At 47.9% G+C, this 23699-nt stretch carries 21 protein-coding genes and 1 tRNA gene; 13 read left to right on the top strand and 9 right to left on the bottom strand.

The features are described 5' to 3' along the window. Together CSD97_RS18970 and CSD97_RS09940 are read right to left on the bottom strand one after the other, a co-directional pair. Positions 1–203, bottom strand: a 203-nt coding sequence (locus CSD97_RS18970; protein WP_206746643.1) for a hypothetical protein, incomplete at its 3' end; no start/stop codon positions are given. 181 nt (positions 204–384) lie between these two features. Then, positions 385–1371 carry a lysylphosphatidylglycerol synthase transmembrane domain-containing protein gene (locus CSD97_RS09940; RefSeq protein ID WP_009037168.1) on the bottom strand — a complete coding sequence of 329 codons (987 nt, stop codon included), beginning with the start codon at positions 1369–1371 and terminating at the stop codon, positions 385–387. 135 nt (positions 1372–1506) lie between these two features. Here CSD97_RS09940 and rsmA point away from each other — a divergent pair, with 135 nt between their 5' ends. The 3 genes from rsmA to CSD97_RS09955 all read left to right on the top strand — a co-directional run bounded on the left by rsmA (position 1507) and on the right by CSD97_RS09955 (position 5638). Further along, positions 1507–2301 (top strand): 16S rRNA (adenine(1518)-N(6)/adenine(1519)-N(6))-dimethyltransferase RsmA, encoded by a 795-nt coding sequence (rsmA, locus tag CSD97_RS09945; protein WP_009037169.1) that lies wholly within the window; start codon positions 1507–1509, stop codon positions 2299–2301. Between the two features lie 25 nt (positions 2302–2326). Then, positions 2327–3667 (top strand): magnesium transporter, encoded by a 1341-nt coding sequence (gene mgtE / locus CSD97_RS09950; RefSeq protein ID WP_085929928.1) that lies wholly within the window; start codon positions 2327–2329, stop codon positions 3665–3667. A 117-nt stretch (positions 3668–3784) separates the two neighbouring features. After that, positions 3785–5638, top strand: coding sequence for a DUF349 domain-containing protein (locus CSD97_RS09955; RefSeq protein WP_098032346.1), 1854 nt, complete (start codon positions 3785–3787; stop codon positions 5636–5638). A gap of 85 nt (positions 5639–5723) precedes the next feature. Here CSD97_RS09955 and CSD97_RS09960 read toward each other — a convergent pair whose 3' ends face one another. Beyond that, the gene (locus tag CSD97_RS09960) at positions 5724–6902 is read right to left on the bottom strand and encodes a phosphoribosylaminoimidazolecarboxamide formyltransferase (RefSeq protein ID WP_005824030.1); all 1179 of its coding nucleotides are present in this window, start codon (positions 6900–6902) and stop codon (positions 5724–5726) included. A 182-nt stretch (positions 6903–7084) separates the two neighbouring features. Next, positions 7085–7155 (bottom strand) — tRNA-Gln (locus CSD97_RS09965). A 217-nt stretch (positions 7156–7372) separates the two neighbouring features. Between CSD97_RS09965 and rsfS the strand changes: the two genes are divergently transcribed. The 3 genes from rsfS to CSD97_RS09980 are packed head-to-tail and all read left to right on the top strand — an operon-like array spanning position 7373 to position 10589. Further along, positions 7373–7732 (top strand): ribosome silencing factor, encoded by a 360-nt coding sequence (rsfS, locus tag CSD97_RS09970; RefSeq protein WP_005824036.1) that lies wholly within the window; start codon positions 7373–7375, stop codon positions 7730–7732. A 9-nt stretch (positions 7733–7741) separates the two neighbouring features. Continuing rightward, a complete protein-coding gene (gene ftsH / locus CSD97_RS09975; RefSeq protein WP_016274133.1) occupies positions 7742–9757 on the top strand; it encodes an ATP-dependent zinc metalloprotease FtsH in 2016 nt (671 codons plus the stop codon). Beyond that, the gene (locus tag CSD97_RS09980; protein WP_016274134.1) at positions 9747–10589 is read left to right on the top strand and encodes a phosphatidate cytidylyltransferase; all 843 of its coding nucleotides are present in this window, start codon (positions 9747–9749) and stop codon (positions 10587–10589) included. The genes ftsH and CSD97_RS09980 overlap by 11 nt, the downstream gene beginning before the upstream one ends. Positions 10590–10706: 117 nt before the next feature. Here CSD97_RS09980 and CSD97_RS09985 read toward each other — a convergent pair whose 3' ends face one another. From CSD97_RS09985 to surE, 3 genes are all read right to left on the bottom strand, one after another. Continuing rightward, positions 10707–11456, bottom strand: a complete 750-nt coding sequence (locus CSD97_RS09985; RefSeq protein WP_165853094.1) for a NigD-like protein — start codon at positions 11454–11456, stop codon at positions 10707–10709. 98 nt (positions 11457–11554) lie between these two features. Next, positions 11555–12703, bottom strand: a complete 1149-nt coding sequence (gene lpxB, locus CSD97_RS09990; protein WP_098032348.1) for a lipid-A-disaccharide synthase — start codon at positions 12701–12703, stop codon at positions 11555–11557. 24 nt (positions 12704–12727) lie between these two features. Continuing rightward, positions 12728–13492 (bottom strand): 5'/3'-nucleotidase SurE, encoded by a 765-nt coding sequence (gene surE, locus CSD97_RS09995; RefSeq protein ID WP_005824046.1) that lies wholly within the window; start codon positions 13490–13492, stop codon positions 12728–12730. Between the two features lie 157 nt (positions 13493–13649). Here surE and CSD97_RS10000 point away from each other — a divergent pair, with 157 nt between their 5' ends. The 7 genes from CSD97_RS10000 (at position 13650) to CSD97_RS10030 (ending at position 22252) form a co-directional block, all read left to right on the top strand. After that, positions 13650–15086, top strand: a complete 1437-nt coding sequence (locus CSD97_RS10000; RefSeq protein ID WP_098032349.1) for a family 16 glycoside hydrolase — start codon at positions 13650–13652, stop codon at positions 15084–15086. A gap of 45 nt (positions 15087–15131) precedes the next feature. Then, a complete protein-coding gene (locus tag CSD97_RS10005; protein ID WP_035450190.1) occupies positions 15132–15605 on the top strand; it encodes a DUF456 domain-containing protein in 474 nt (157 codons plus the stop codon). A 421-nt stretch (positions 15606–16026) separates the two neighbouring features. Further along, a complete protein-coding gene (locus CSD97_RS10010) occupies positions 16027–16797 on the top strand; it encodes an AAA family ATPase (protein ID WP_008665665.1) in 771 nt (256 codons plus the stop codon). 107 nt (positions 16798–16904) lie between these two features. Beyond that, positions 16905–17789, top strand: a complete 885-nt coding sequence (locus CSD97_RS10015; protein ID WP_005824054.1) for a ParB/RepB/Spo0J family partition protein — start codon at positions 16905–16907, stop codon at positions 17787–17789. Beyond that, positions 17790–18569 carry a DUF5683 domain-containing protein gene (locus CSD97_RS10020; RefSeq protein WP_005824056.1) on the top strand — a complete coding sequence of 260 codons (780 nt, stop codon included), beginning with the start codon at positions 17790–17792 and terminating at the stop codon, positions 18567–18569. A 31-nt stretch (positions 18570–18600) separates the two neighbouring features. Then, the gene (locus CSD97_RS10025; protein WP_005824058.1) at positions 18601–19917 is read left to right on the top strand and encodes a lytic transglycosylase domain-containing protein; all 1317 of its coding nucleotides are present in this window, start codon (positions 18601–18603) and stop codon (positions 19915–19917) included. 76 nt (positions 19918–19993) lie between these two features. Beyond that, positions 19994–22252, top strand: coding sequence for a RelA/SpoT family protein (locus tag CSD97_RS10030; protein WP_005835174.1), 2259 nt, complete (start codon positions 19994–19996; stop codon positions 22250–22252). A gap of 17 nt (positions 22253–22269) precedes the next feature. Here CSD97_RS10030 and CSD97_RS10035 read toward each other — a convergent pair whose 3' ends face one another. Beyond that, on the bottom strand, positions 22270–22659 hold the full coding sequence (locus tag CSD97_RS10035; RefSeq protein ID WP_005824060.1) for a MerR family transcriptional regulator: 390 nt from the start codon (positions 22657–22659) through the stop codon (positions 22270–22272). A 29-nt stretch (positions 22660–22688) separates the two neighbouring features. Next, a complete protein-coding gene (locus CSD97_RS10040; protein ID WP_005824061.1) occupies positions 22689–23657 on the bottom strand; it encodes a M23 family metallopeptidase in 969 nt (322 codons plus the stop codon). Positions 23658–23699 lie beyond the last annotated feature (42 nt).

Here is a 23699-nt window from a genome sequence, read left to right on the forward strand (position 1 = left end):
AATTCCTGACGGAAACGGCAGAAGCAATGGTAACGGTGGCATTTATACAAATACTCCTTAAGAGATTTTTCTAAGCATTTCAAAACAAATTCTAAATCATCAGCTATCTTAAACATGGCTTTTACATCTTCACATATTGCGATAGAACATCTGCACCTAATATAGCTACCATATTTAGGAATTTCTCCCACTTCTATATCCAAGCAACAATATCGTTTAAAGAAACCAATCTTCCAACAACCTTTAGGCTTCAGTACTTATAAGGAAGTACTGAAGTACTTGCAAAGAAGTATTACAGTACTTTTAAAGGAGTACTCTCTATAAGTACTGTCTCTGTCCTCTAACACAAGAAGTGACAATATATGAACCCACCACAAGAAACGTCTATTTCTTTGCCCTATTCGCCAATGCCAGGTGCAACGACCCGTAGATGCCTAACACTATCACCAGCAACGTCTGTATGCCATGCACTATCAGAGCAAATATACCCGCATCCGTAGCATTTACCCCATAAAGCATCATCATAGTGATGACAGCAAAGTGCCAGGGTCCTGCCCCGTTGGGCGTGGGAACAATAACTGCAAACGTTCCGCCGACAAACATCACCAGCCCGGCAAGGAAACTAAGGTGCTCCGTAAACTGGAAGCAATAGAAAGTTATATAGAAATGATAGAAATAGCATAGCCAAATAAGTAAAGTGTAAAGAACAAACAAAGGCACATTCTTCACATTCTTAAGCGACATCACACCTTCCCATATATTCAAGACTACTCCCTTTACCTTTTCAAAAAAAGAAAGCATACGCAACAGAAAATAGAGAAGTACCAAAACACCAATAATAGAAAAAAAAGCCACATAAAACCAAGGGGAAGTCACAAGATGCACCAGCGAAGGAATCTTGGTGCCCGTCTCCTCAAAAAAACGGAAAAAAACGGGCATCTGCACCAAAAAAGTAATCCCCGTAATCAGCAGAATGCAAAGCGTATCTACCAACCGCTCTGTCACCACCGTCCCCAAGGACTTCGCAAAGGAAACATTATCATATTTGGCAAGTACTCCACAACGTGAAACCTCTCCCACACGGGGCAGTACCAGATTGGTGGCATAAGATACGAAAATGGCATCGACGCAATCGCTTGTTTTGGGATGAGCATCCAGTGGCTCCAAAGTCTGCTTCCAACGCCAGCCTCGTAACACATGGCTCATCACACCGAAGAACAAGGACAACAACATCCACCACCAGTTCGTCTGATGAAGGAGAACTTCTTCTGCCTTTGAAAAGTCAAAATCACGATATACCCAATAGAGGATAAAACCACCTAATAAAATGGGTAAGATGATTTTCAATGTCTTTTTTAGCAGCTTATTCATACGATATTCCCAAATTCTTCATTCTTCATTCTTCATTCTTCATTGAAAAGAACTACCTTTGCTCCGTGTAAAGATAGGTTGTAGTTCGCATTACAGCCTGCATTTACGGAGCAAAAGTAATGATTTAGTTGATACATGAGAGTAGTTAAACCTAAAAAGTTTCTCGGGCAGCACTTCCTGAAAGACCTGAAAGTGGCACAAGACATCGCCGACACGGTAGATGTCTGTCCCGAAATTCCCATCCTCGAAGTTGGTCCGGGAATGGGGGTACTGACCCAGTTTCTTCTGCCCAAAGAGCGCAACGTCAAAGTAGTAGAACTGGACTACGAGTCAGTGGCCTACCTACGGGAAGCCTATCCGCAACTGGAAGACAACATCATTGAGGACGACTTCCTCAAAATGAACCTGCAACGGTTGTTTGGCGGACAAGCTTTTGTATTGACGGGAAACTATCCTTATAATATCTCCAGCCAGATATTCTTCAAAATGCTGGAATATAAGGACCTGATTCCCTGCTGTACGGGTATGATACAAAAGGAAGTAGCCGAGCGCATAGCAGCCGGACCGGGCAGCAAGACATACGGAATCCTAAGCGTACTGATACAAGCATGGTACAAAGTGGAGTACTTGTTTACGGTACACGAACATGTCTTCAACCCACCCCCAAAAGTTAAAAGTGCCGTCATCCGCATGATGCGCAATGAAACGCACGATTTAGGATGCGATGAGAAATTGTTCAAGCAAGTAGTGAAAACCACGTTCAATCAACGACGCAAGACTCTACGGAACTCCATAAAGCCGATACTCGGCAAAGACTGTCCACTGACGGAGGACGTATTATTTAATAAACGCCCGGAACAACTGTCCGTAAAGGAATTTATTCAGCTGACCAACCAAGTGGAGCAGGCATTGAAAACGATTAATGATTAGTGATCAAACACGAACAATCATGGAAATAGACGAAGAATACATAGACAAAGTCAAAAGCCTGATAGAACAGAAAGACGCGGAAAACGTCAAAACACTTTTGACAGACCTTCACCCGGCGGATATTGCAGAACTGTGTAATGACCTCGGCTTGGAGGAAGCCCGCTTCGTTTACCGCCTCCTTGACAACGAAACGGCAGCGGACGTACTGGTTGAAATGGACGAAGACATCCGGAAAGAATTCCTGGAACTTCTTCCTTCGGAGACCATTGCCAAGCGTTTCGTGGATTATATGGACACGGACGATGCCGTAGACCTGATGCGCGAACTTGATGAAGACAAGCAGGAGGAAGTACTTTCGCACATCGAAGATATAGAACAAGCCGGTGACATCGTTGACCTGCTGAAATATGATGAAGACACTGCCGGTGGTTTGATGGGTACGGAAATGGTGACTGTCAATGAAAACTGGAGTATGCCGGAGTGCCTGAAGGAAATGCGCCTGCAAGCTGAAAAGCTGGATGAAATTTACTACGTATACGTCATCGACGACGAAGACCGTCTGCAAGGGGTATTCCCATTGAAGAAAATGATAACTTCCCCTTCTGTCTCCAAGGTAAAGCATGTGATGCGGAAAGATCCTATCTCCGTCCATGTAGATACCCCCATTGACGAAGTGGTACAAATCATCGAAAAGTATGACTTGGTGGCAGCTCCTGTTGTAGACAGTATCGGGCGTCTGGTAGGCCAGATTACCGTAGACGACGTCATGGACGAAGTCCGCGAACAGTCGGAACGTGATTACCAGTTGGCATCCGGTTTGTCCCAAGATGTAGAAACGGACGATAATGTCATGCGCCAGACTTCTGCCCGCCTTCCATGGTTACTTATCGGTATGTTAGGTGGTATAGGCAACTCCATGATATTGGGTAACTTCGACACGACTTTCGCCGCCCATCCGGAAATGGCCCTTTATATTCCGTTGATTGGTGGTACGGGGGGAAACGTGGGAACCCAGTCGTCTGCCATCATCGTGCAAGGCCTTGCCAACAGCTCACTGGATGCCAAAGACACCTTCAAGCAGGTAGCCAAGGAAGCAGTAGTGGCGGTCATCAATGCCACCATCATCTCCCTGCTGGTATACATCTATAATTTTATCCGGTTCGGAGCTACGGCTACGGTCACTTATTCCGTCTCCATCAGCCTCTTTGCAGTCGTCATGTTCGCCTCCATCTTCGGAACGCTAGTCCCCATGACTTTAGAGAAACTGAAGGTTGACCCGGCCATTGCCACCGGCCCGTTTATCTCCATCACCAATGACATTATAGGCATGATGCTGTACATGGGTATCACTGTCTTACTGTCATAAAAACAAGAAAATAGAAAAAAATCAAGGCAAATTGTATGAAGTAATCATTTTATTTCATTAATTTGTAGCCTAATGTAACCCGAACGGGAGGAACCCGTTTCTAAAAAAGTAAATACAATGACGGACACTCATGACACTAATCTCCCCGAAAAGCCGGTGGAATTAGAAGAAGAAAAGAAGGCAGCAGAGGTTTCTGAACCGGCAACAACAGAAACTCCCGCTGAAGAAATCGTTTCGGAAAAGCCGGTAGAGCCAGTTCAGAAGCTCACGAAAGAGGAAATACTTGCCAAACTCAAAGAGGTGGTTGCAGACGTGGAGAACGTGGCAAAACCTGAAATAGACGGTTTGAAGCAATCTTTCTACAAGCTGCACAATGCTGAGCAGGATGCGGCCAGAAAACTGTTCATTGAAAACGGAGGCGCCGCGGAGAACTTTGTTCCACAAACAGACTGTGTGGAGGAAGAGTTCAAGAATATCATGTCCGTCATCAAAGAAAAAAGAAGTGCACTCACAGCCGAACTGGAGAAGCAAAAGGAAATGAACCTGCAGGTAAAGCTTTCCATCATCGAAGAGCTGAAGGAGCTGGTTGAATCTCCAGATGACGCCAACAAGAGCTATACGGAGTTCAAGAAACTACAGCAGCAATGGAACGAAGTTAAACTCGTTCCGCAAGCTAAGGTCAACGAGCTTTGGAAAAACTACCAATTGTATGTTGAGAAATTCTATGACCTTCTGAAACTGAACAATGAATTCCGCGAATACGATTTCAAGAAGAATTTGGAAATCAAGACACATCTCTGTGAAGCTGCCGAAAAGCTGGCGGATGAAGCGGATGTAGTTTCAGCTTTCCATCAGTTACAGAAGCTACATCAAGAATTTCGTGATACAGGGCCGGTAGCCAAGGAACTACGCGACGAAATCTGGGCACGTTTCAAAGCTGCCTCTACAACCGTAAACCGACGTCACCAGCAACATTTCGAAGCGTTGAAGGAAGTGGAACAACACAATCTTGACCAAAAGACCGTAATTTGCGAAATCATAGAAGCCATCGACTACAAAGAACTGACAAACTTTGCTTCTTGGGAGAGCAAAACGCAAGAAGTCATCGCACTTCAAAACAAATGGAAGACCATCGGTTTCGCTCCGCAAAAAATGAACGTGAAGATTTTCGAACGTTTCCGCAAAGCGTGCGACGAGTTCTTCCGTAAAAAGGGAGAGTTCTTCAAGACCCTGAAGGAAGGTATGAACGAAAACCTGGAAAAGAAGCGTGCCTTGTGCGAAAAAGCAGAAGCTCTTAAGGACAGTACCGACTGGAAAGTAACTGCCGATGAACTGACCAAACTTCAGAAAGAATGGAAAACCATCGGTCCGGTAGCAAAGAAATATTCGGATGCCGTATGGAAACGTTTCATCTCCGCTTGTGACTACTTCTTCGAACAAAAGAACAAAGCCACTTCTTCACAGCGCAGCGTAGAGCAGGAAAATCTGGAAAAGAAAAAAAACATCATCGAGAAACTGAATGCTATCGATGACCAAATGGATACGGAGGAAGCTACCCAACTGGTACGCGACCTCATGAAAGAATGGAACGGCGTAGGACATGTACCTTTCAAAGAGAAAGACCGAATCTATAAGCAATACCATAGTCAGATAGACAAATTGTTTGAACGCTTCAACATCAGTGCCTCCAACAAGAAGCTAAGCAATTTCAAGTCGACTATCAGCTCCATTCAGGAAGGTAGTCCACAAGCCCTTTACCGGGAACGTGAGAAGCTGGTACGTGCCTTCGACAATATGAAGAACGAGCTCCAGACATATGAAAACAATCTCGGCTTCCTGACCACTTCTTCCAAGAAGGGAAATAGTCTGCTGACAGAAATCAACCGCAAGGTGGAAAAGCTGAAAGCAGACATCGAGCTTGTGAAAGAAAAGATAAAAGTGGTGGACGAGAACATCAAAAACCAAGGATAACGTAACAAGATAAGACTTAATAAAAAAGGAACCCGCCCCTACAGCTATGCAGCCGTGGGGGCGGGTCTACTTTTTATACACCTTATCAATGATGGAACAGACGGATACCCGTGAACGACATGGCAATGCCATATTTATCGCAAGTTTCAATCACATGGTCATCGCGTACAGAACCACCCGCTTGGGCAATGTAATCTACTCCACTCTTATGGGCACGCTCAATATTGTCTCCAAAAGGGAAGAATGCATCCGAACCCAAAGAAACACCTTTCAATGTATCCAACCAAGCCCGTTTTTCTTCACGGGTCAGCACTTCAGGTTTCTCCGTAAAGAACTGCTGCCAAACACCGTTAGCCAGCACATCGTCATGGTCTTCACTGATATAGACATCAATCGTATTATCACGGTCGGCACGGCGGATTTTCTCTACCCATGGCAAATTCAACACCTTCGGATGCTGGCGTAAATACCAAATGTCGGCCTTGTTGCCCGCCAAGCGAGTACAGTGGATACGGCTCTGCTGGCCGGCACCAATACCGATAGCCTGACCGTCCTTCACATAGCATACAGAATTCGACTGCGTATATTTCAAAGTGATAAGGGCTATCATCAAATCACGTTTCGCTGCTTCCGGGAAATTCTTATTCCGAGTAGGAATATTCGCAAAGAGTTCATCTCCATTCAGCTTTATCTCATTACGTCCCTGCTCAAACGTGATACCAAAGACATCCTTATGTTCAATCGGGGCAGGCTTATAGCCGGGACTTATCTGAATCACATTGTAAGTTCCTTTACGCTTTTCCCTCAAGATAGCCAGTGCTTCGTCCGTATACCCCGGAGCAATAACGCCATCCGAGACCTCGCGGTTAATAAAACGTGCAGTAGCCTCGTCGCACACATCACTCAAAGCGATAAAGTCACCATAGGAAGACATACGGTCGGCACCGCGGGCACGCACATATGCGCAAGCAAGCGGAGAGAGCGGAAGATTATCCACAAAATAAATCTTCTTCATTGTCTCGTTGAGTTCCAAGCCGATGGCGGCACCCGCCGGACTGACGTGTTTGAATGAAGTTGCAGCAGGCATACCGGTCGCCTCTTTCAGTTCCTTTACCAACTGCCATCCATTCAAGGCATCCATAAAATTAATATACCCCGGACGTCCATTCAAAACCTCAATAGGTAACTCCCCCTCCTGCATGAAAATGCGAGCCGGCTTCTGGTTAGGGTTACAGCCGTACTTCAGTGCTAATTCTTTTGCCATAAAATTCTGCTTTAATGTTGAAATGCTACAAATTTACAGAATATTTCCGGCTTACAGAAGCCTTGTCACTGAATTTGCCACCGAATGCCTACACTGAAATTTTCGTACATGGTCGAAAAGCAACAAAAAACCACTAAAACTTGCGATTTTAGTGGTTTTTTGACTTAAATAAGGTAAGTTCGTTGGGCTACCTGGATTCGAACCAGGAATGACAGGACCAGAATCTGTAGTGTTACCATTACACCATAGCCCAATTGTTATTATTTCCGTTTTGCGGTTGCAAAGATACAAAGATTTCTATAAATCAAAACAAAAACGAGTATTTTTTTCGCAAAAAACTGATAAGATACCGTAATCCAAAGGATTATATAACTAAAAAAAATCAAAAATTGAAAGAGTTTTCCTCTTTTGCGTGTTTGATATGAGAAATCAACGTATATTTGTCAACTGTTTTAATATAATAATGTATAATGAACGAAACGAAGAAACTGATTCAACAGATAACAGAAGGTATTCAAGATAAAAAAGGAAAAAAAATCGTCATCGCAGACCTGACAAAAATCGACGATACAATATGCAATTATTTCGTCATCTGCCAAGGAAACTCTCCCAGCCAAGTGACAGCCATTGTAGAATCCATCAGGGACTTCACACGCAAGGGTGCCGATACCAAGCCCTTTGCCGTAGACGGGCTGCGCAATGCCGAATGGGTAGCTATGGACTACTCGGACATATTGGTGCATGTCTTCCTGCCTGAAACAAGGGAATTCTACAATCTGGAGCACCTATGGGCAGACGCCAAATTAACTCAAATTCCTGACCTCGATTAATCAAAACGTATGGACAATAATACCAACAAGAAACCCAATAAAGTGAATATGCCCAAGTTCAACCTGAACTGGCTGTATATGATTATAGCGATGATGTTGCTGGGGTTGTACCTGACCAATGAAAGTGGTACGGCAACTAAAAACATCTCTTATGATGAATTCCAGCAATATGTACGAGACGGTTATATAAGCAAAGTCATCGGCTACGACGACAATTCCGTCGAAGCATACGTCAAACCCCAGCACGTAGGAAACGTATTTCGTCAGGACTCCAGCCGCGTAGGCAAGAATCCGCTTATTACGACCGAGGCCCCCTCACGCGAGAGCCTAGGTAATTTCCTGCAAAAGGAAAGAGACGACGCCCACTTTGACGGCTCCATTAACTACGAAAAAAAGCGGAACTACTTCGGTGCCATTTTGTGGCAGATTCTCCCCTTTGCATTCCTTATCGGTTTCTGGATTTTCATGTCCCGCCGCATGAGCGGTGGTGGAGGCATGGGCGGAGGTGGAGGCATCTTCAGCGTAGGAAAGTCCAAGGCCCAATTGTTTGAAAAAGGTTCCCCCATCAAGATTACATTCAAGGATGTGGCAGGACTTGCTGAAGCCAAGCAAGAGGTAGAAGAAATTGTCGAGTTCTTGAAAGAGCCCCAGAAATATACCGATTTGGGAGGTAAGATACCCAAGGGCGCCTTGCTGGTAGGCCCTCCGGGAACCGGAAAGACCCTGCTTGCAAAGGCCGTGGCCGGAGAAGCCAACGTACCTTTCTTCTCTTTGGCAGGTTCCGACTTTGTGGAAATGTTTGTCGGCGTGGGAGCTTCCCGTGTCCGCGATTTGTTCCGCCAAGCAAAGGAAAAAGCACCTTGTATCGTGTTCATCGACGAGATTGACGCTGTAGGGCGTGCCCGTGCCAAAGCAGCCGCTATGGGTGGCAACGACGAGCGCGAGAACACATTGAACCAGTTACTGACCGAGATGGACGGTTTCGGCTCCAACAGTGGTGTTATCATCTTAGCCGCCACCAACCGTGTGGATGTTTTGGATAAGGCATTGCTGCGCGCCGGACGTTTTGACCGCCAGATACATGTAGACCTACCCGACCTTAATGAGCGTAAGGAAGTATTCGGTGTACACCTGCGCCCCATCAAGATAGACAATAGTGTGGATGTAGACCTTCTGGCACGCCAGACTCCCGGATTCTCGGGGGCAGACATTGCCAATGTATGTAACGAAGCAGCTTTGATAGCTGCCCGCCACGGCAAAAAGTTTGTCGGAAAGCAAGACTTTCTGGACGCCGTAGACCGTATTGTGGGTGGGTTGGAAAAGAAAACCAAAATCACTACCGAGGCCGAACGCCGTTCCATTGCCATACACGAAGCCGGCCATGCCAGCATCTCCTGGTTACTGGAATACGCCAATCCGCTGATTAAAGTAACCATTGTACCCCGTGGACGCGCTTTGGGCGCGGCTTGGTATCTGCCGGAAGAACGGCAAATCACCACTAAGGAACAGATGCTCGATGAGATGTGTGCCACCTTGGGAGGACGTGCCGCCGAAGACCTATTCTTAGGTAGAATATCCACCGGAGCCATGAATGACTTGGAACGCGTGACAAAGCAGGCGTACGGTATGATTGCCTATCTGGGTATGAGCGAAAAACTACCCAACCTCTGTTACTATAATAATGAGGAATATTCCTTCAACCGCCCGTATAGCGAAAAGACTGCGGAACTGATTGACGAAGAAGTGAAGCAGATGGTCAACGAACAGTACGAACGTGCCAAGAAAATATTGTCCGAAAACCAAGAAGGGCACAACCGGCTGGCACAACTGCTGATTGACAAAGAAGTAATCTTTGCCGAAGACGTTGAACACATCTTTGGGAAACGTCCATGGGCTTCCCGCTCGGAGGAAATCAGTGCAAACAAGACTGCTGCCGAGCTGAAAAAAGCGGAGCAAGAAGAAGAGCAAAAAGCCATAGAAGCAGAAAAGGAAGTCAAGGAAGAAGAAGAAAAGCATGAAAAATAACTTTATCCAACGTGCCGTTACCGGCGTGTTATTCGTCATAGTATTGGTGGGCTGTATTATTTACAGCCCCCTTTCGTTCGGTATACTGTTCACCATTATCAGCGCACTGAGCGTACATGAGTTTGCCCAATTAGTCAGCAAAAGCGGCGAAGTAAGCATTAACAAGACCATCACTGCATTGGGGGGAGCCTACCTTTTCCTTGCATTAATGAGTTTCTGTACCCAGCAGTCTGTAGGAGCACGGGTATTCCTTCCTTATTTGGGACTATTGCTCTACATGATGATTACGGAACTTTACCTCAAGAAAAAGAATCCGACGGGTAACTGGGCCTACTCCATGCTAAGCCAATTGTACGTGGCACTCCCCTTTGCCCTGCTGAACGTACTTGCTTTTCAGAACTCCCCGGAAACGGGCAGTGTGACCTACAACCCTATTCTACCGCTTTCCATTTTCGTTTTTATCTGGTTGAGCGATACAGGTGCCTATTGCGTAGGTTCGCTGATAGGCAAACACCGTCTGTTCGAACGTATCTCACCTAAAAAATCCTGGGAGGGCAGCATCGGCGGCGGAATATTCTCCATCGCTTCCTCTCTTGGCTTTGCACATTTCTTTCCTTTTATGCCAGGATGGCAATGGGTAGGTCTGGCAATCGTTGTCGTCATTTTCGGCACTTGGGGCGATCTGACCGAATCACTCATGAAACGCCAATTGGGCATCAAGGATTCCGGTAACATTCTGCCGGGGCATGGAGGGATGCTCGACCGTTTCGACAGTGCCCTGATGGCAATTCCTGCAGCAGTTGTTTATCTATATGCCTTGACGATGTTCTAACGACGGCTCACATGACCAAACTTACATAAAACAGATATAAAAAGAGCACCCGGGCAAGATGAATGACATCAAAATCACGGGTGCTCTTTCTAACTATATACTCTCGCAAACTCTTTCTTACTTCAACTGCATATTGGACAAATCCACATTAGTAGTCAGCTTTTCATTACTCCCCGCAGTTTTCAAATCAAAGGTTACTTCCACCTCTCCATTCTCTTCTGAATTGAGTTTCAACTTGATGCCTTTGGTTTCAGAGGGGATGTCCAGACTGTTCAAGTTATAGGAGACAGCACCAGGACTACGACGTCCCGTCAGGTCATCATAGTCGTTATAGCGGAGTCCCAAATGGACGTATCCATCTTCGCCATACAAAGTATCATCTTCTTGCGGACGCACCAGGCTGATACGGTGTTTATTATCAGTCGAAGATGGCAGGTTCTGCATGAAAAAAATGTTCATATAGCCACCACTGATGGTAATATCACCTTTATATATACGCACGGGGTCATTACCGAATTCCTCTTCGGTTTCGGGAGTCAGCGTCTCCACCTCTTTCGTCAAGACGTTCTGCAGACGCAGCAGCTTCACAGCATGGTCATATCCTGCATAGTTGTCCCACAAAGGATTGAACACGGTAATCACACGCTGCCCATCCACAGCATCATACCACCCAATGTCCGTATTTACCGGCCAGAGTGTCCCCCAGACATCGCAGTTTAAATAAAAGGCATTTCCCGTAACACGCACAGTAGCCCACAAAGGCGGGGTAAAATCACCCAAAGAATATCCGTCGTTATCATCACATGATTGCAAAGCGGGCATCACTGCCAAACATATTGCCATAAATAACCAATGTAGCTTTTTCATAATCAAAGTTCTTTTCATTTGTTTCTGTATAGAAAATACAAAAGCCGGGCATTTACTGCACCGGCTTTCCCCATTTTAACAAATTCTTAATTTTTCGACTATTCCTCCCTGCTCCTCCTCAACAATGCCACCATCTTGCGGGCAGCATGTTTGGGTGCCCCTGCCTCTCCCAGACGGGATGCCATATACTCATATCCCTCGAGCATCTGACGGCGGTATTCCTTATCGTACAAAATGCGGTTCAGCTCCGAGCGTACCTGCTCTACCGTCATGGTATCTGCAACCAGCTCTTTCACCACCTCCCGGTTGGCTATGAGATTGACCAGGGAAATGTACTTCACTTTCAGTACATGCCGTTTCAGGAAAGCGATAACCTTCCCTATCGGAGTATGGTAGCACACCGCTTGCGGCACACGGAACAGAGCAGTTTCCAGCGTTGCTGTCCCCGAAGTGACCAGTGCAGCCTCTGCCTGCCTCAACAAAGGAAATGTCTTGTTGAAGATAATCTTCACGTCCGCCCCACCCACATAACGTTTGTAATACTCGGGAGAAATGCCCGGAGCACCGGCCAGCACCAGTTGATAATCGGGAAAAGAAGCTGCCGCACGAAGCATGTCCGGCAGATTGTCCTTGATTTCCTGCTTGCGGCTACCGGCCAGCAGAGCAATAACGGGTTTGGCCGAAAGTCCGTTTGCCCGGACAAAGTCGTCGAATGTCTCTGAGCTGGAAGCAAGAAAAGCCGTCACTTCATCCACTGTCGGATTGCCGACATAATGTATTGGATACCCGTGCTTCCCTTCAAAAAACTCCACCTCGAACGGTAGGATGGAGAACAGCTCATCCACATCCCGTTTAATATTCTTGATGCGGTATTCCTTCCATGCCCAAATCTTGGGAGAAATATAATAAAAGACAGGAATCCTTGTGTTGGCATGGACAAACTTGGCTATATCCAGATTAAAGCCCGGATAGTCCACCAAAATCAGCACATCCGGCTGCCACGCAACAATATCCTCCTTGCAGCGCTTCATATTGGCAAAGATGGTGCGCAGATGCAGCAATACGGGAATGAACCCCATATACGCCAACTCTTTGTAATGCTTCACCATCACACCGCCCACTGCAGCCATGAGGTCGCCTCCGAAGAAACGGAACTCCGCTTGCAAGTCCTCCTCCTTCAATGCAGCCATCAGATGGGAGGCATGCAGGTCGCCGGAAGCTTCACCGACAATCAAGTAATACTTCATATCAATTGATAATTGTCAATTAATTCAGAACCATGCTTTCAGTTCATCAATCAAGCCGTATGCCGTTGCATCCACCGTGGTCGGGGTGATTGCCACATAACCGTTATCAAGCGCCCAATGGTCATTCTTCTCATTTTCGGCATCGTTGTTCTCAAACTCGCCGGTCAGCCAGTAGTAATGGGCATCTCCTCTATGAGCAAAGTTTTCCCATTCATTGGTCCATTGCCCCTTGGTTTGTTCGCAAATCTTCACACCCTTCAATTCTTTGGTATCGGGGAAGTTGACATTGAGGCATGTCAACGGAGGGAGTCCTTTCTCCAATACCAGCCGGGCTATCTCGCGGATGTAAGGACCTGCAGGTTCAAAATCAGCGTTCGGCTCATGGTTGCAAAGGGAGAATCCGATGGAAGGCACTCCTTTCAGGCATCCCTCTATCACAACGCCCATCGTACCGGAATAATGCAGGTTTACAGAAGAATTGTCGCCGTGGTTGATGCCGCCTACCACCAAGTCGGGCTTGCGGTCGAGCACCGTATGAAAAGCCAGCTTCACACAATCGGTCGGCGTACCGGAACACTTGTATACCGTCAGCCCAACATCCTTACGGACCAACTGGTAGTGGATAGGTTCCGTTACAGTCAGCGCACACGCACTTCCAGAGCGGGGTGCATCCGGCGCCATTACCACAATCTCGCCCAGCGGACGGAGGAATTTGATTAACTCGCTAATACCTTTCGCAATGATGCCGTCATCATTGGAAATCAATATCAAAGGTCTCTGATTTTCCATAACTTTCTTTTTTATTATCGTGCAAAAGTAGCTAAAAAGGCTTTAAACAGAATACTACAAAGATAATAATTCTTTTGTATTCAAAGATATTTTCAGAAAAGGCTAACTTTGTACCGACAATAGTTGGAATATAATCATTCATAAAATCCATGCTATAATGAACACTTTTTGCCATTCTACCATTGCTGCACGCATCGAGACGGCAGCTGCCGCAATTATTCTGTTTCTAACAACCCTGACAAGCTGTGGCAGGAGCAGTTCTCCCGAGCCACTTGACCAATGGAATGACGGGACATCTACGCTTCACACGGCAGACCCGGTCATTGCAGAAGGCCGGAAGCTCTTCAACGACAAAGAATACCAAAATTTCCGACTCACCGGAGAAGCCCTCACACAACCCGGCTCCGAAGCAGGCCTCCTCTTTCATACGGACGGCGAGTCCGGTTATGAAGTGATATTCCGTAACGGAGACATCGACGGCACACGCAAGAGCGGCTCACTCGCCTCGGTGCGCAACCTCTATCGCTCACTCGCAAAAGATGGAGAATGGTTTGACTTCGAGATAACCGTACGCGGACAAAACATCATTGTCTGCATTAACGGAACCGAAGTTGTTTGCTATACCGAACCCGGACACCCATATCGCACAGAGGAGCACGCCCGGCAACTGCTGAGTCAAGGTTCCATTGCCCTGCAAGGCATACACGGCGAAGTGTCATTCCGGAATCTCGCCATCGAACGGCTTGCCAAGGAAGCACGCAACGAAGCCGACACGCTTGCTCCGGTAGACGAGCACACGGATGAGATAATCAGGCTACAGCAGCGCGATTTCCCAGTTATAGACTACCACGTTCACTTGAAAGGAGGGCTGACGAAGGAAACGGCACACGCCATGTCCATGAATTACGGTATCAACTATGGTGTCGCCCCCAATGCCGGAGAAGGAGGCGTAGGACGTATGCTGGCCGACGACAAAGAAGTGTATGACTATTTTAATGAAGTAAAAGAGATGCCATTCCTATGCGGTGTACAAGGTGAGGGACGCAAATGGACGGCAACTTTCTCGCAGGAAGCCTTGGGGATTTTCGATTACCTGTTTACCGACGCCATGACCATCATAGACCACAAGGGACGTAATTCGCGCATCTACCGGGCCGAAGAAGCACTCTTTGATGACATTACGCTTGAACAGTATATGGACCACCTTGTCGACCAAACAGTCCTGATTCTGACCAACGAGCCTGCCGACATTTATGCCAACCCTACCTTCTTGCCCGATACTATGGCGCATGATTACGACAAGTACTGGACGGACGGACGCATTGAACGCGTATTGGATGTATTGCAACAACATGGAATCGCTCTGGAAATCAATGCACGCTACCGGATTCCCAGTTTCGAGATTATCCGTCGCGCCAAAGCACGTGGAATCAAATTCACATTCGGTACAAACAATGTCGATGCCGACTTCGGACGACTGGAATACTGCGCCGAAGCCATCAAGCAATGTGGCCTCACAGCCGACGATATATGGTTCCCGTCGATGAGCACACGCCGCTCCCGCCCCATTGTCATATACAACCGATTCGAGTAGCAGGGAACAACCGCTGCCATCTTCACCAACAGAAACGATACACCTATGGACATTCTTCTCATCATCTTGGGCATCCTCTGCCTGATTGTCGGATTGGCAGGCTGCATCCTGCCTATGATTCCGGGACCGCCCGTAGCCTATGCAGGCTTGTTGCTTCTACATTTCACGGACAAGGCGCAGTTTTCCACCACGCAGTTACTTTTATGGCTGGCAGCAGTCGTCCTTGTACAGATACTGGATTATTTCGTCCCGATGCTGGGCAGCAAATACAGCGGAGGCAGTCGGTGGGGAACGCGCGGCTGCCTCATAGGCACCATCGTAGGGTTGTTCTTCATGCCTTGGGGCATCATCCTCGGCCCCTTTCTCGGAGCCTTTGCCGGCGAACTGATGGGAGGCAGCAAGACAGACCAGGCCTTGAAATCGGGGCTGGGCTCGCTGCTTGGATTCTTGCTGGGCACAGTAGTGAAATGTGTGATGAGTGCGTACTTCTGCTGGGAGTTCGTCAAAGCCTTGGTCTGACACCAGCTCCTCTCCTTCTGCCCGGGAACAACTTATCCCCCGACCATCTTCCACACGGTAGTCCATCTGCATGAGATGTACATCTCGAGCAACATGAGATGCACGTTTCAAACAACACGAGATGTACATCTCATGCAAGTAGAGAGAATAGTCCAAGCCAATGTCTTCCATTGGTTTACAAATCTTAATCTTCTGCAAGCGAGACAAAAAATCAGCTTCATTTCAAGATAAATACGTATATTTGCCCACTAAACAGAGAAAGAACGCTTTACGCGCAATTTACAAGAAGAAAAACAGCGGTAAACGTCTGTGAGTTATTAACAAAACAGCCGACTTATCAACCGTTTTTGCAATCTTTCTCCAAATTTGTAGGCGCTATCCGGAATTATCACTTATTTCGCTGCCAATAAATATTGAGATTATGGGAAAAATAATTGCTATGGCTAACCAAAAGGGTGGTGTAGGCAAGACTACGACGACAATCAACCTCGCAGCCTCACTCGCCACGCTTGAAAAGAAAGTGCTCGTTGTAGATGCCGACCCGCAGGCCAATGCCTCCTCAGGATTGGGTGTGGACATCAAGCAGTCGGAATGTACTATCTACGAGTGCATTATTGACCGTGCAGACGTACGCGAGGCCCTTCATGACACGGAGATAGACACACTGAAGGTAATCTCCTCCCACATCAATCTGGTAGGTGCCGAAATAGAGATGCTCAATCTGAAAAACCGCGAAAAGATACTGAAAGAAGTACTCGCTCCGCTGAAGAATGAGTTTGATTATATCTTGATAGACTGTTCCCCGTCTTTGGGTCTGATTACGGTCAACGCACTGACTGCCGCCGATTCGGTAATCATCCCCGTACAAGCGGAATATTTTGCACTGGAAGGCATCAGCAAATTGCTGAATACCATTAAAATCATCAAGTCCAAGCTGAACCCTGCCCTCGAAATCGAAGGCTTCCTGCTGACGATGTACGACTCGCGTCTGCGCCAGGCCAACCAGATTTACGATGAAGTGAAACGCCACTTCCAGGAATTGGTATTCAACACCGTCATCCAGCGCAATGTGAAACTGAGCGAAGCTCCCAGCTACGGCCTGCCCACCATTCTCTATGACGCAGACTCAACCGGAGCCAAAAACCACATGGCACTTGCCAAGGAATTGATAAGCAGAAACGAAAAGAAGTGATTATAGTGGTTAGTGATTAATGATTAGTGATAAATACCATATTTACAATGCACAAACAAATCATCCCGTATGGTTAAATTGTAAATCGTCAAATAGTAAATAAACAGATGGCACAAAGAAATGCATTAGGACGCGGGCTGGACGCCCTCTTCTCCATGGATGAAGTAAAGACCGAAGGCTCCTCCTCTATCAATGAGATAGAGCTGTCGAAGATTACGGTCAATCCCAACCAGCCCCGTCATGAATTCGACCCGGTTGCGTTGCAGGAGTTAGCCGATTCCATCTCCGAAATCGGCATCATACAGCCCATCACCCTGCGCAAGCTTAGCGACGACGAATACCAGATTATCGCCGGCGAGCGTCGTTTCCGTGCTTCGCAGCTTGCCGGACTGACAAGCATCCCTGCCTATATCCGCACTGCAGATGACGAGAACGTCATGGAAATGGCGCTCATCGAAAACATACAGCGCGAAGACTTGAACTCCGTAGAAATAGCCCTCGCTTACCAGCATCTGTTGGAACAATACGGACTGACGCAGGAACGCCTCAGCGAACGCGTAGGTAAGAAGCGTACCACCATTGCCAACTACCTGCGCCTGCTCAAACTGCCCGCCCCCGTCCAGATGGGACTGCAGAACAAGCAGATAGACATGGGACATGCCCGCGCGTTGGTAACGCTTGGCGATCCCAAACTGCAAGTGAAGATTTTCGAAGAAATCCTGGAGCACGGGTATTCCGTACGCAAAGTGGAAGAAATAGTAAAGTCACTGAGTGAAGGCGAAAGCGTGAAGAGCGGTGGTCGTAAGATTGCCCCCAAGCGCGCCAAACTGCCCGAAGAATTCAATATGCTGAAACAACAGCTCTCGGGCTTTTTCAGTACCAAGGTGCAGCTAACCTGCTCGGAGAAAGGAAAAGGTAAAATCAGTATCCCGTTCAATAACGAAGAAGAATTGGAACGTATCATCGGCATTCTTGATACGCTGAAGAAATAAATGAGGAAAAAAGGAAGAATATATCAGTTAGCCATTGCCCTGCTGCTCTGTTTTTTACAGATGGCAGGGATTGCTATGTATGGTCAGGACCGTCCACGTGCCGCTTCCAAGCGTGCGCAGCGGCATCAGACCGATACACTCAACACCGTGGTGAACCGGGACAGCCTCACTGTTGCCGACAGTCTTGCAGCCGAAAACAAGCGGAAGATGCTGGAAATGACTGCCAGCCCCGACCTGAAGGAACAGCCCGTGCCTACAGACAGTCTGCAAAAGGCCATCGACCCCAAAAGGTGGGTACCTAATCCCACAAAAGCCACCTGGCTTGCCCTCGTCATTCCCGGCGGTGGACAAATTTACAACCGCAAGTATTGGAAACTGCCCATCTTCTATGGAGGATTTGCCGGTTGTGCCTATGCCCTTACGTGGAACAGCAAGATGTATAAGGACTATTCGGCCGCCTACAAGGATGCCGTAAATGGTAATTTCAACTCCAGTACCATTACCGACCTGCTGCCTCCCAACTATAACTATACCGAAAGCCAGCTGACGGAGACACTACGGAAGCGTAAGGATACCTTCCGACGATACCGCGACTTGAGCATCTTCGCCTTTATCGGTGTATACCTGCTGTCTGTTGTCGACGCATACGTAGACGCAGAGCTGTCCAACTTTGACATCACCCCCGACCTCAGCATGAAAGTGGAACCTGCCATAATCAACAGCCAGATGACTGGTTCCTCTAATAAGAACGTCGGCGTGCAATGCAGTTTCCGATTCTAAAAACGAAAATTAAAGCATAAATTATTACCTAATGACACACAAGGCCATATATATGAAAAGAATTATTCTCGGTTCCTCGCTTCTGTTTTGCGCCCTCTTCACCGCTCCGGCCATGCATGCGCAAGAAAGCGTGGAAGTGCTTATCCGCGAAAACGGCACGGAACGCCAGGAATCCATCGAGCTGCCCAAAAGCATGACCTATCCGCTGGACAGCCTGCTCAATGACTGGAAAGCCAAGAATTACATAGACTTGGGAAAAGACTGCAGCACCTCTACCGTAAACCCGATGTTCAGTGACTCTGTATACATAGACCGGTTGTCGCGCATGCCGACCGTCATGGAAATGCCATACAACGAGATTGTGCGCAAGTTCATCGACATGTATGCCGGACGTCTGCGCAACCAGGTTGCCTTCATGCTGAGCGCCTGCAACTTCTATATGCCCATCTTCGAAGAAGCGCTGGATGCCTACGGCCTGCCGCTCGAGCTGAAATACCTGCCCATCATAGAATCTGCTCTCAACCCTTCTGCCGTATCCCGCGCGGGAGCCTGCGGACTATGGCAGTTTATGCTCGCCACCGGAAAGATATACGGACTGGAAAGCAACAGCCTCGTAGACGAACGCCGTGACCCGATAAAGGCGACCTGGGCGGCAGCACGCTACCTGAAGGACATGTATGACATTTACAAAGACTGGAACCTGGTGATTGCCGCCTACAACTGCGGTCCGGGCACCATCAACAAAGCCATCCGCCGCTCGGGAGGGAAAACCGATTATTGGGAAATCTACAACTATCTGCCCAAAGAGACACGCGGCTACGTGCCCGCCTTCATTGCCGCCAACTACGTAATGACCTACTACTGCAAGCACAACATCTGCCCCATGGAAACCGACATTCCGGAAGCAACCGATACGGTGCAAGTAAGCCGTAACCTTCATTTCGAGCAGATTTCCGACCTATGCGGCATCAGCCTGGACCAGATAAAGAGCCTAAATCCCCAATTCAAGAAAAGCATCATCCCCGGAGAGAGCAAGCCGCAGACGCTACGCCTCCCCATCAACTACATCAGTGCCTTCATTGACAAGCAAGACACCATCTATGCCCACCGCAGTAACGAGCTGTTCAAGAACCGCAGAGTCGTGGCCGTTTCCAATACACGCTCGACGGCACGTAGCAGCAAAGGCAGTACCGCTACGGGGAATGTCACCTACCACAAGATACGCAGTGGCGAGAATCTCGGCAGCATTGCACGGAAATACGGTGTCACTGTCAATCAGTTAAAAAGTTGGAATGGATTGCGCAGTACCAGAATCTCCGCAGGAAAGCGCTTGAAGATTTATAAATAAAGACATAAACGCTTGCCCGGTGTTGAAAATTGCTTATTTTTGCAAAAAGTGAAGTGAAGAAAGGAGAAAGCAGTATATGGAAGAAAATATAAGTCAGAAGGAAAAGGAAAAAGCCGAAGAGGAAATGATCGAACAGGCATTCCAAGAACTGTTGAACGACTATTTGGCCACCAAGCACCGCAAGCGCGTCGAAATAATAACCAAAGCATTCAACTTTGCCAACCAGGCGCATAAGGGCATCAAGCGTCGTTCCGGCGAGCCCTACATCATGCACCCCATTGCTGTGGCAAAGATTGTCTGTAATGAGATAGGACTGGGGTCTACTTCCATATGCTCGGCATTGCTGCATGATGTGGTGGAGGACACCGACTACACCGTAGAGGATATTGAAAACATCTTCGGTCCCAAAATCGCCCAGATTGTAGACGGGCTGACAAAGATTTCCGGCGGTATCTTCGGCGACCGTGCCTCGGCGCAGGCAGAGAACTTCAAGAAGCTGCTGCTCACCATGTCCGACGATATCCGGGTTATCCTCATCAAGATAGCCGACCGTCTGCATAACATGCGTACACTCGGCTCCATGCTGCCCAACAAGCAGTTCAAGATTGCAGGCGAAACACTCTATATTTATGCCCCGCTCGCCAACCGCCTCGGCTTGTACAAAATCAAGACAGAACTGGAAAACCTGAGCTTCAAGTACGAACATCCGGAAGAGTACCACGAGATAGAAGAGAAACTGGAAGCCACCGCCGTGGAGCGCGACAAGGTATTCAATGAGTTCACCGCTCCGATACGGGCGCAACTGGACAAAATGGGACTGAAATACCGTATCCTTGCCCGTGTAAAGTCCATCTACTCCATCTGGAACAAAATGCAGACCAAGCATGTCCCCTTCGAGGAAATCTATGATTTGCTTGCTGTCCGCATCATCTTCGAGCCCCGCAATATAGAGGAAGAGCTAAACGACTGCTTCGACATTTACGTCTCCATATCCAAGATATACAAGCCCCACCCTGACCGCCTGCGCGACTGGGTGAGCCATCCCAAAGCCAACGGCTACCAAGCCCTGCACGTCACCCTTATGGGTAACAACGGGCAATGGATTGAAGTACAAATCCGCAGTGAACGCATGAATGACGTTGCCGAACAAGGCTTTGCCGCCCACTGGAAATACAAAGAAGGCGGAGGCAGCGAAGATGAAGGCGAACTGGAGAAATGGTTGCGTACCATCAAGGAAATTCTGGACGACCCACAACCGGACGCCATCGATTTTCTCGATACCATCAAACTGAACTTGTTTGCATCGGAAATTTTCGTCTTCACCCCGAAAGGCGACCTCAAGACCATGCCGCAGAACTCTACGGCACTGGACTTTGCCTTCTCCTTGCATACCGACATCGGCAGCCACTGCATCGGCGCCAAGGTAAACCACAAACTGGTTCCCCTAAGCCACAAACTGCAAAGCGGTGACCAGGTAGAGATATTGACCTCCAAATCGCAACGCGTGCAGCCGGAGTGGGAAGTGTATGCCACCACCGCCCGCGCCCGCGCCAAGATTGCCGCCATCCTGCGCAAAGAGGCGAAAGCCTATCAGAAAGAAGGTGAAACCATACTGAACGAATTCTTCAAAAACGAGGATATACGTATGGATAATGCTGCTCTGGACAAGCTGACCAGGCTGCACGGCTTCCACACCCGCGACGAGCTGCTCGTTGCCATCGGCAACAAACGGGTTGTGCTGGGCGATGCCGACAAGAACGTGTTCAAGGAAAAGCAGAACAGCAACTGGAAGAAGTTCCTGACCTTCTCCTTCGGTAACAAGGACAACAAGGATGCCAAAGAACAACCGGAAGAGAAAACACCGCAAGAGAAAATCAACACTAAGCAGATTCTGAAGCTGACGGAAGAGACCATCTCAAAGAACTATATTATGGCCGACTGTTGCCATCCCATTCCGGGTGACGACGTACTGGGATACATCGACGAGCAAAACCGTGTTGTCATCCACAAGCGCCAATGCCCCGTTGCCACCCGCCTTAAGAGTAGCTACGGAAACCGTATCATCGCCACCGAGTGGGACACTCACAAGGATTTGTCGTTCCTCGTCACCATATATATAAAAGGTATAGACAGCATGGGATTGCTGAACGAAGTAACTCAAGTCATCTCCCGCCAGCTCAACGTGAATATCCGTAAACTGACCATCGAAACCAACGACGGTATCTTCGAAGGAAAGATACAACTCTATGTACACGATGTGGACGACGTGCGCACTATCTGCAATAACCTGAAGCAGATACAGAATATAAAACAAGTGACGAGAGTAGAGGAATAAACGGAGTGGTATTTATTCTACTTCAGTCCTTGAATATTTTCCTTCAAGCTCTCCACATCCTCGTAAGTAAACTCATCCAATGCCAGTTTCATGCCTACCAGTTCTTCGCGGATAGCTCTCAGGCGATCTACGATTTCAAAGTTGCGTATCGTAGCTTCTTTATTGTCTTTCATCCGTTGGCGGGCGCCGGGCAAGGTCATTCCGCGCTCCTTCACCAGATGATAGATAAGTTTCACTGTCTCAATGTCCTCCTTACGGTACTGGCGTATTCCCCGCCCCCCCTTCTTCGGATTGAGTTGCGGAAACTCCTTTTCCCAGAAACGGAGCAGTGATTCGTTGACATCGAACATGGCAGCCACCTCGCTGATGGAGTAATATAACTTTAAATTCTTATCTGTATTCAGCATGATGTAATCCTTTCTCTATAAATCATCCGTCAATCAAGCACCTTACCATGGTTCGCCGCAATCTGTATCATGCGGTCATAATCCTCGGCACTGAGATCCATGAAGTAGTAGTTGACGGGATTCACAACTTTTCCCTTAACGTGTACTTCGTAGTGCAAGTGCGGACCAGTACTCTTGCCCGTACTGCCTACCCCGCCAATGACCTCACCACGTACCACTTTCTTGCCCAACTTCGTCCGGAAATCGCGCAAGTGTGCATACACCGTCTGATAACCGAAGCCGTGGTCTATCACAATTCTGTTGCCATAGCCCGATTGCCAGCCCATCTGCACCACGGTGCCATCTCCCGTGGCATAGACATCCGTGCCCTGGGGAGCCGAAAAGTCCATACCCTCATGGAACTTGCTGGTACCATAAATGGGGTCAATACGCGTACCGTAACCCGAAGCGGTCTTACGGAGGTCTTTATTGGAAACCGGCTGTATGGCAGGAATGCAGCGCAGCATTTCATCATGATTCTTGCACATCTCCACCACATCGTCAAAGGAGCGGGACTGGATATAGAGTTGCTTGCTAATCATATCCATTTTCTGCGTGGTATTGATAACCAAGTCGGAGTTAGCCATATCCATCAGATGCTCATAGCGGTTGGTACCGCCGTATCCAGCCTGACGGATGGCAGAAGGAATAGGGTCGGCCATGAAAATCACCCGGTACAGATTGTCATCACGCTGCTGTATGTCTTGCAGCACTCCCATAGCCTCGTCCAGCCGGCGGGAGAGGACGTTGTACTGCGCCTGCAGTTTGCTGTTCTCCTTTCGCAACTCCTTCTCCGACGGAGAGCCGAAGATAAGCAGCAATACGATGAAACTGCCCGCACCCAGCCCCATACCGATGAACAAACGGCGGAGAATGCTCAGCGCCCGCTGCCTCACGGTAGGATAAATACGGTCGTACGTCTGCGTCTGGGGATTATAAATGTAGTAAACTTTGCGCATCTTAGGAAATATTTCGCTTGTCAATGCGACAAAAGTAATAAA

The sequence above is a fragment of the Bacteroides sp. AR29 genome, from assembly GCF_900217715.1.
Classification (GTDB): Bacteria; Bacteroidota; Bacteroidia; order Bacteroidales; family Bacteroidaceae; genus Bacteroides; species Bacteroides uniformis.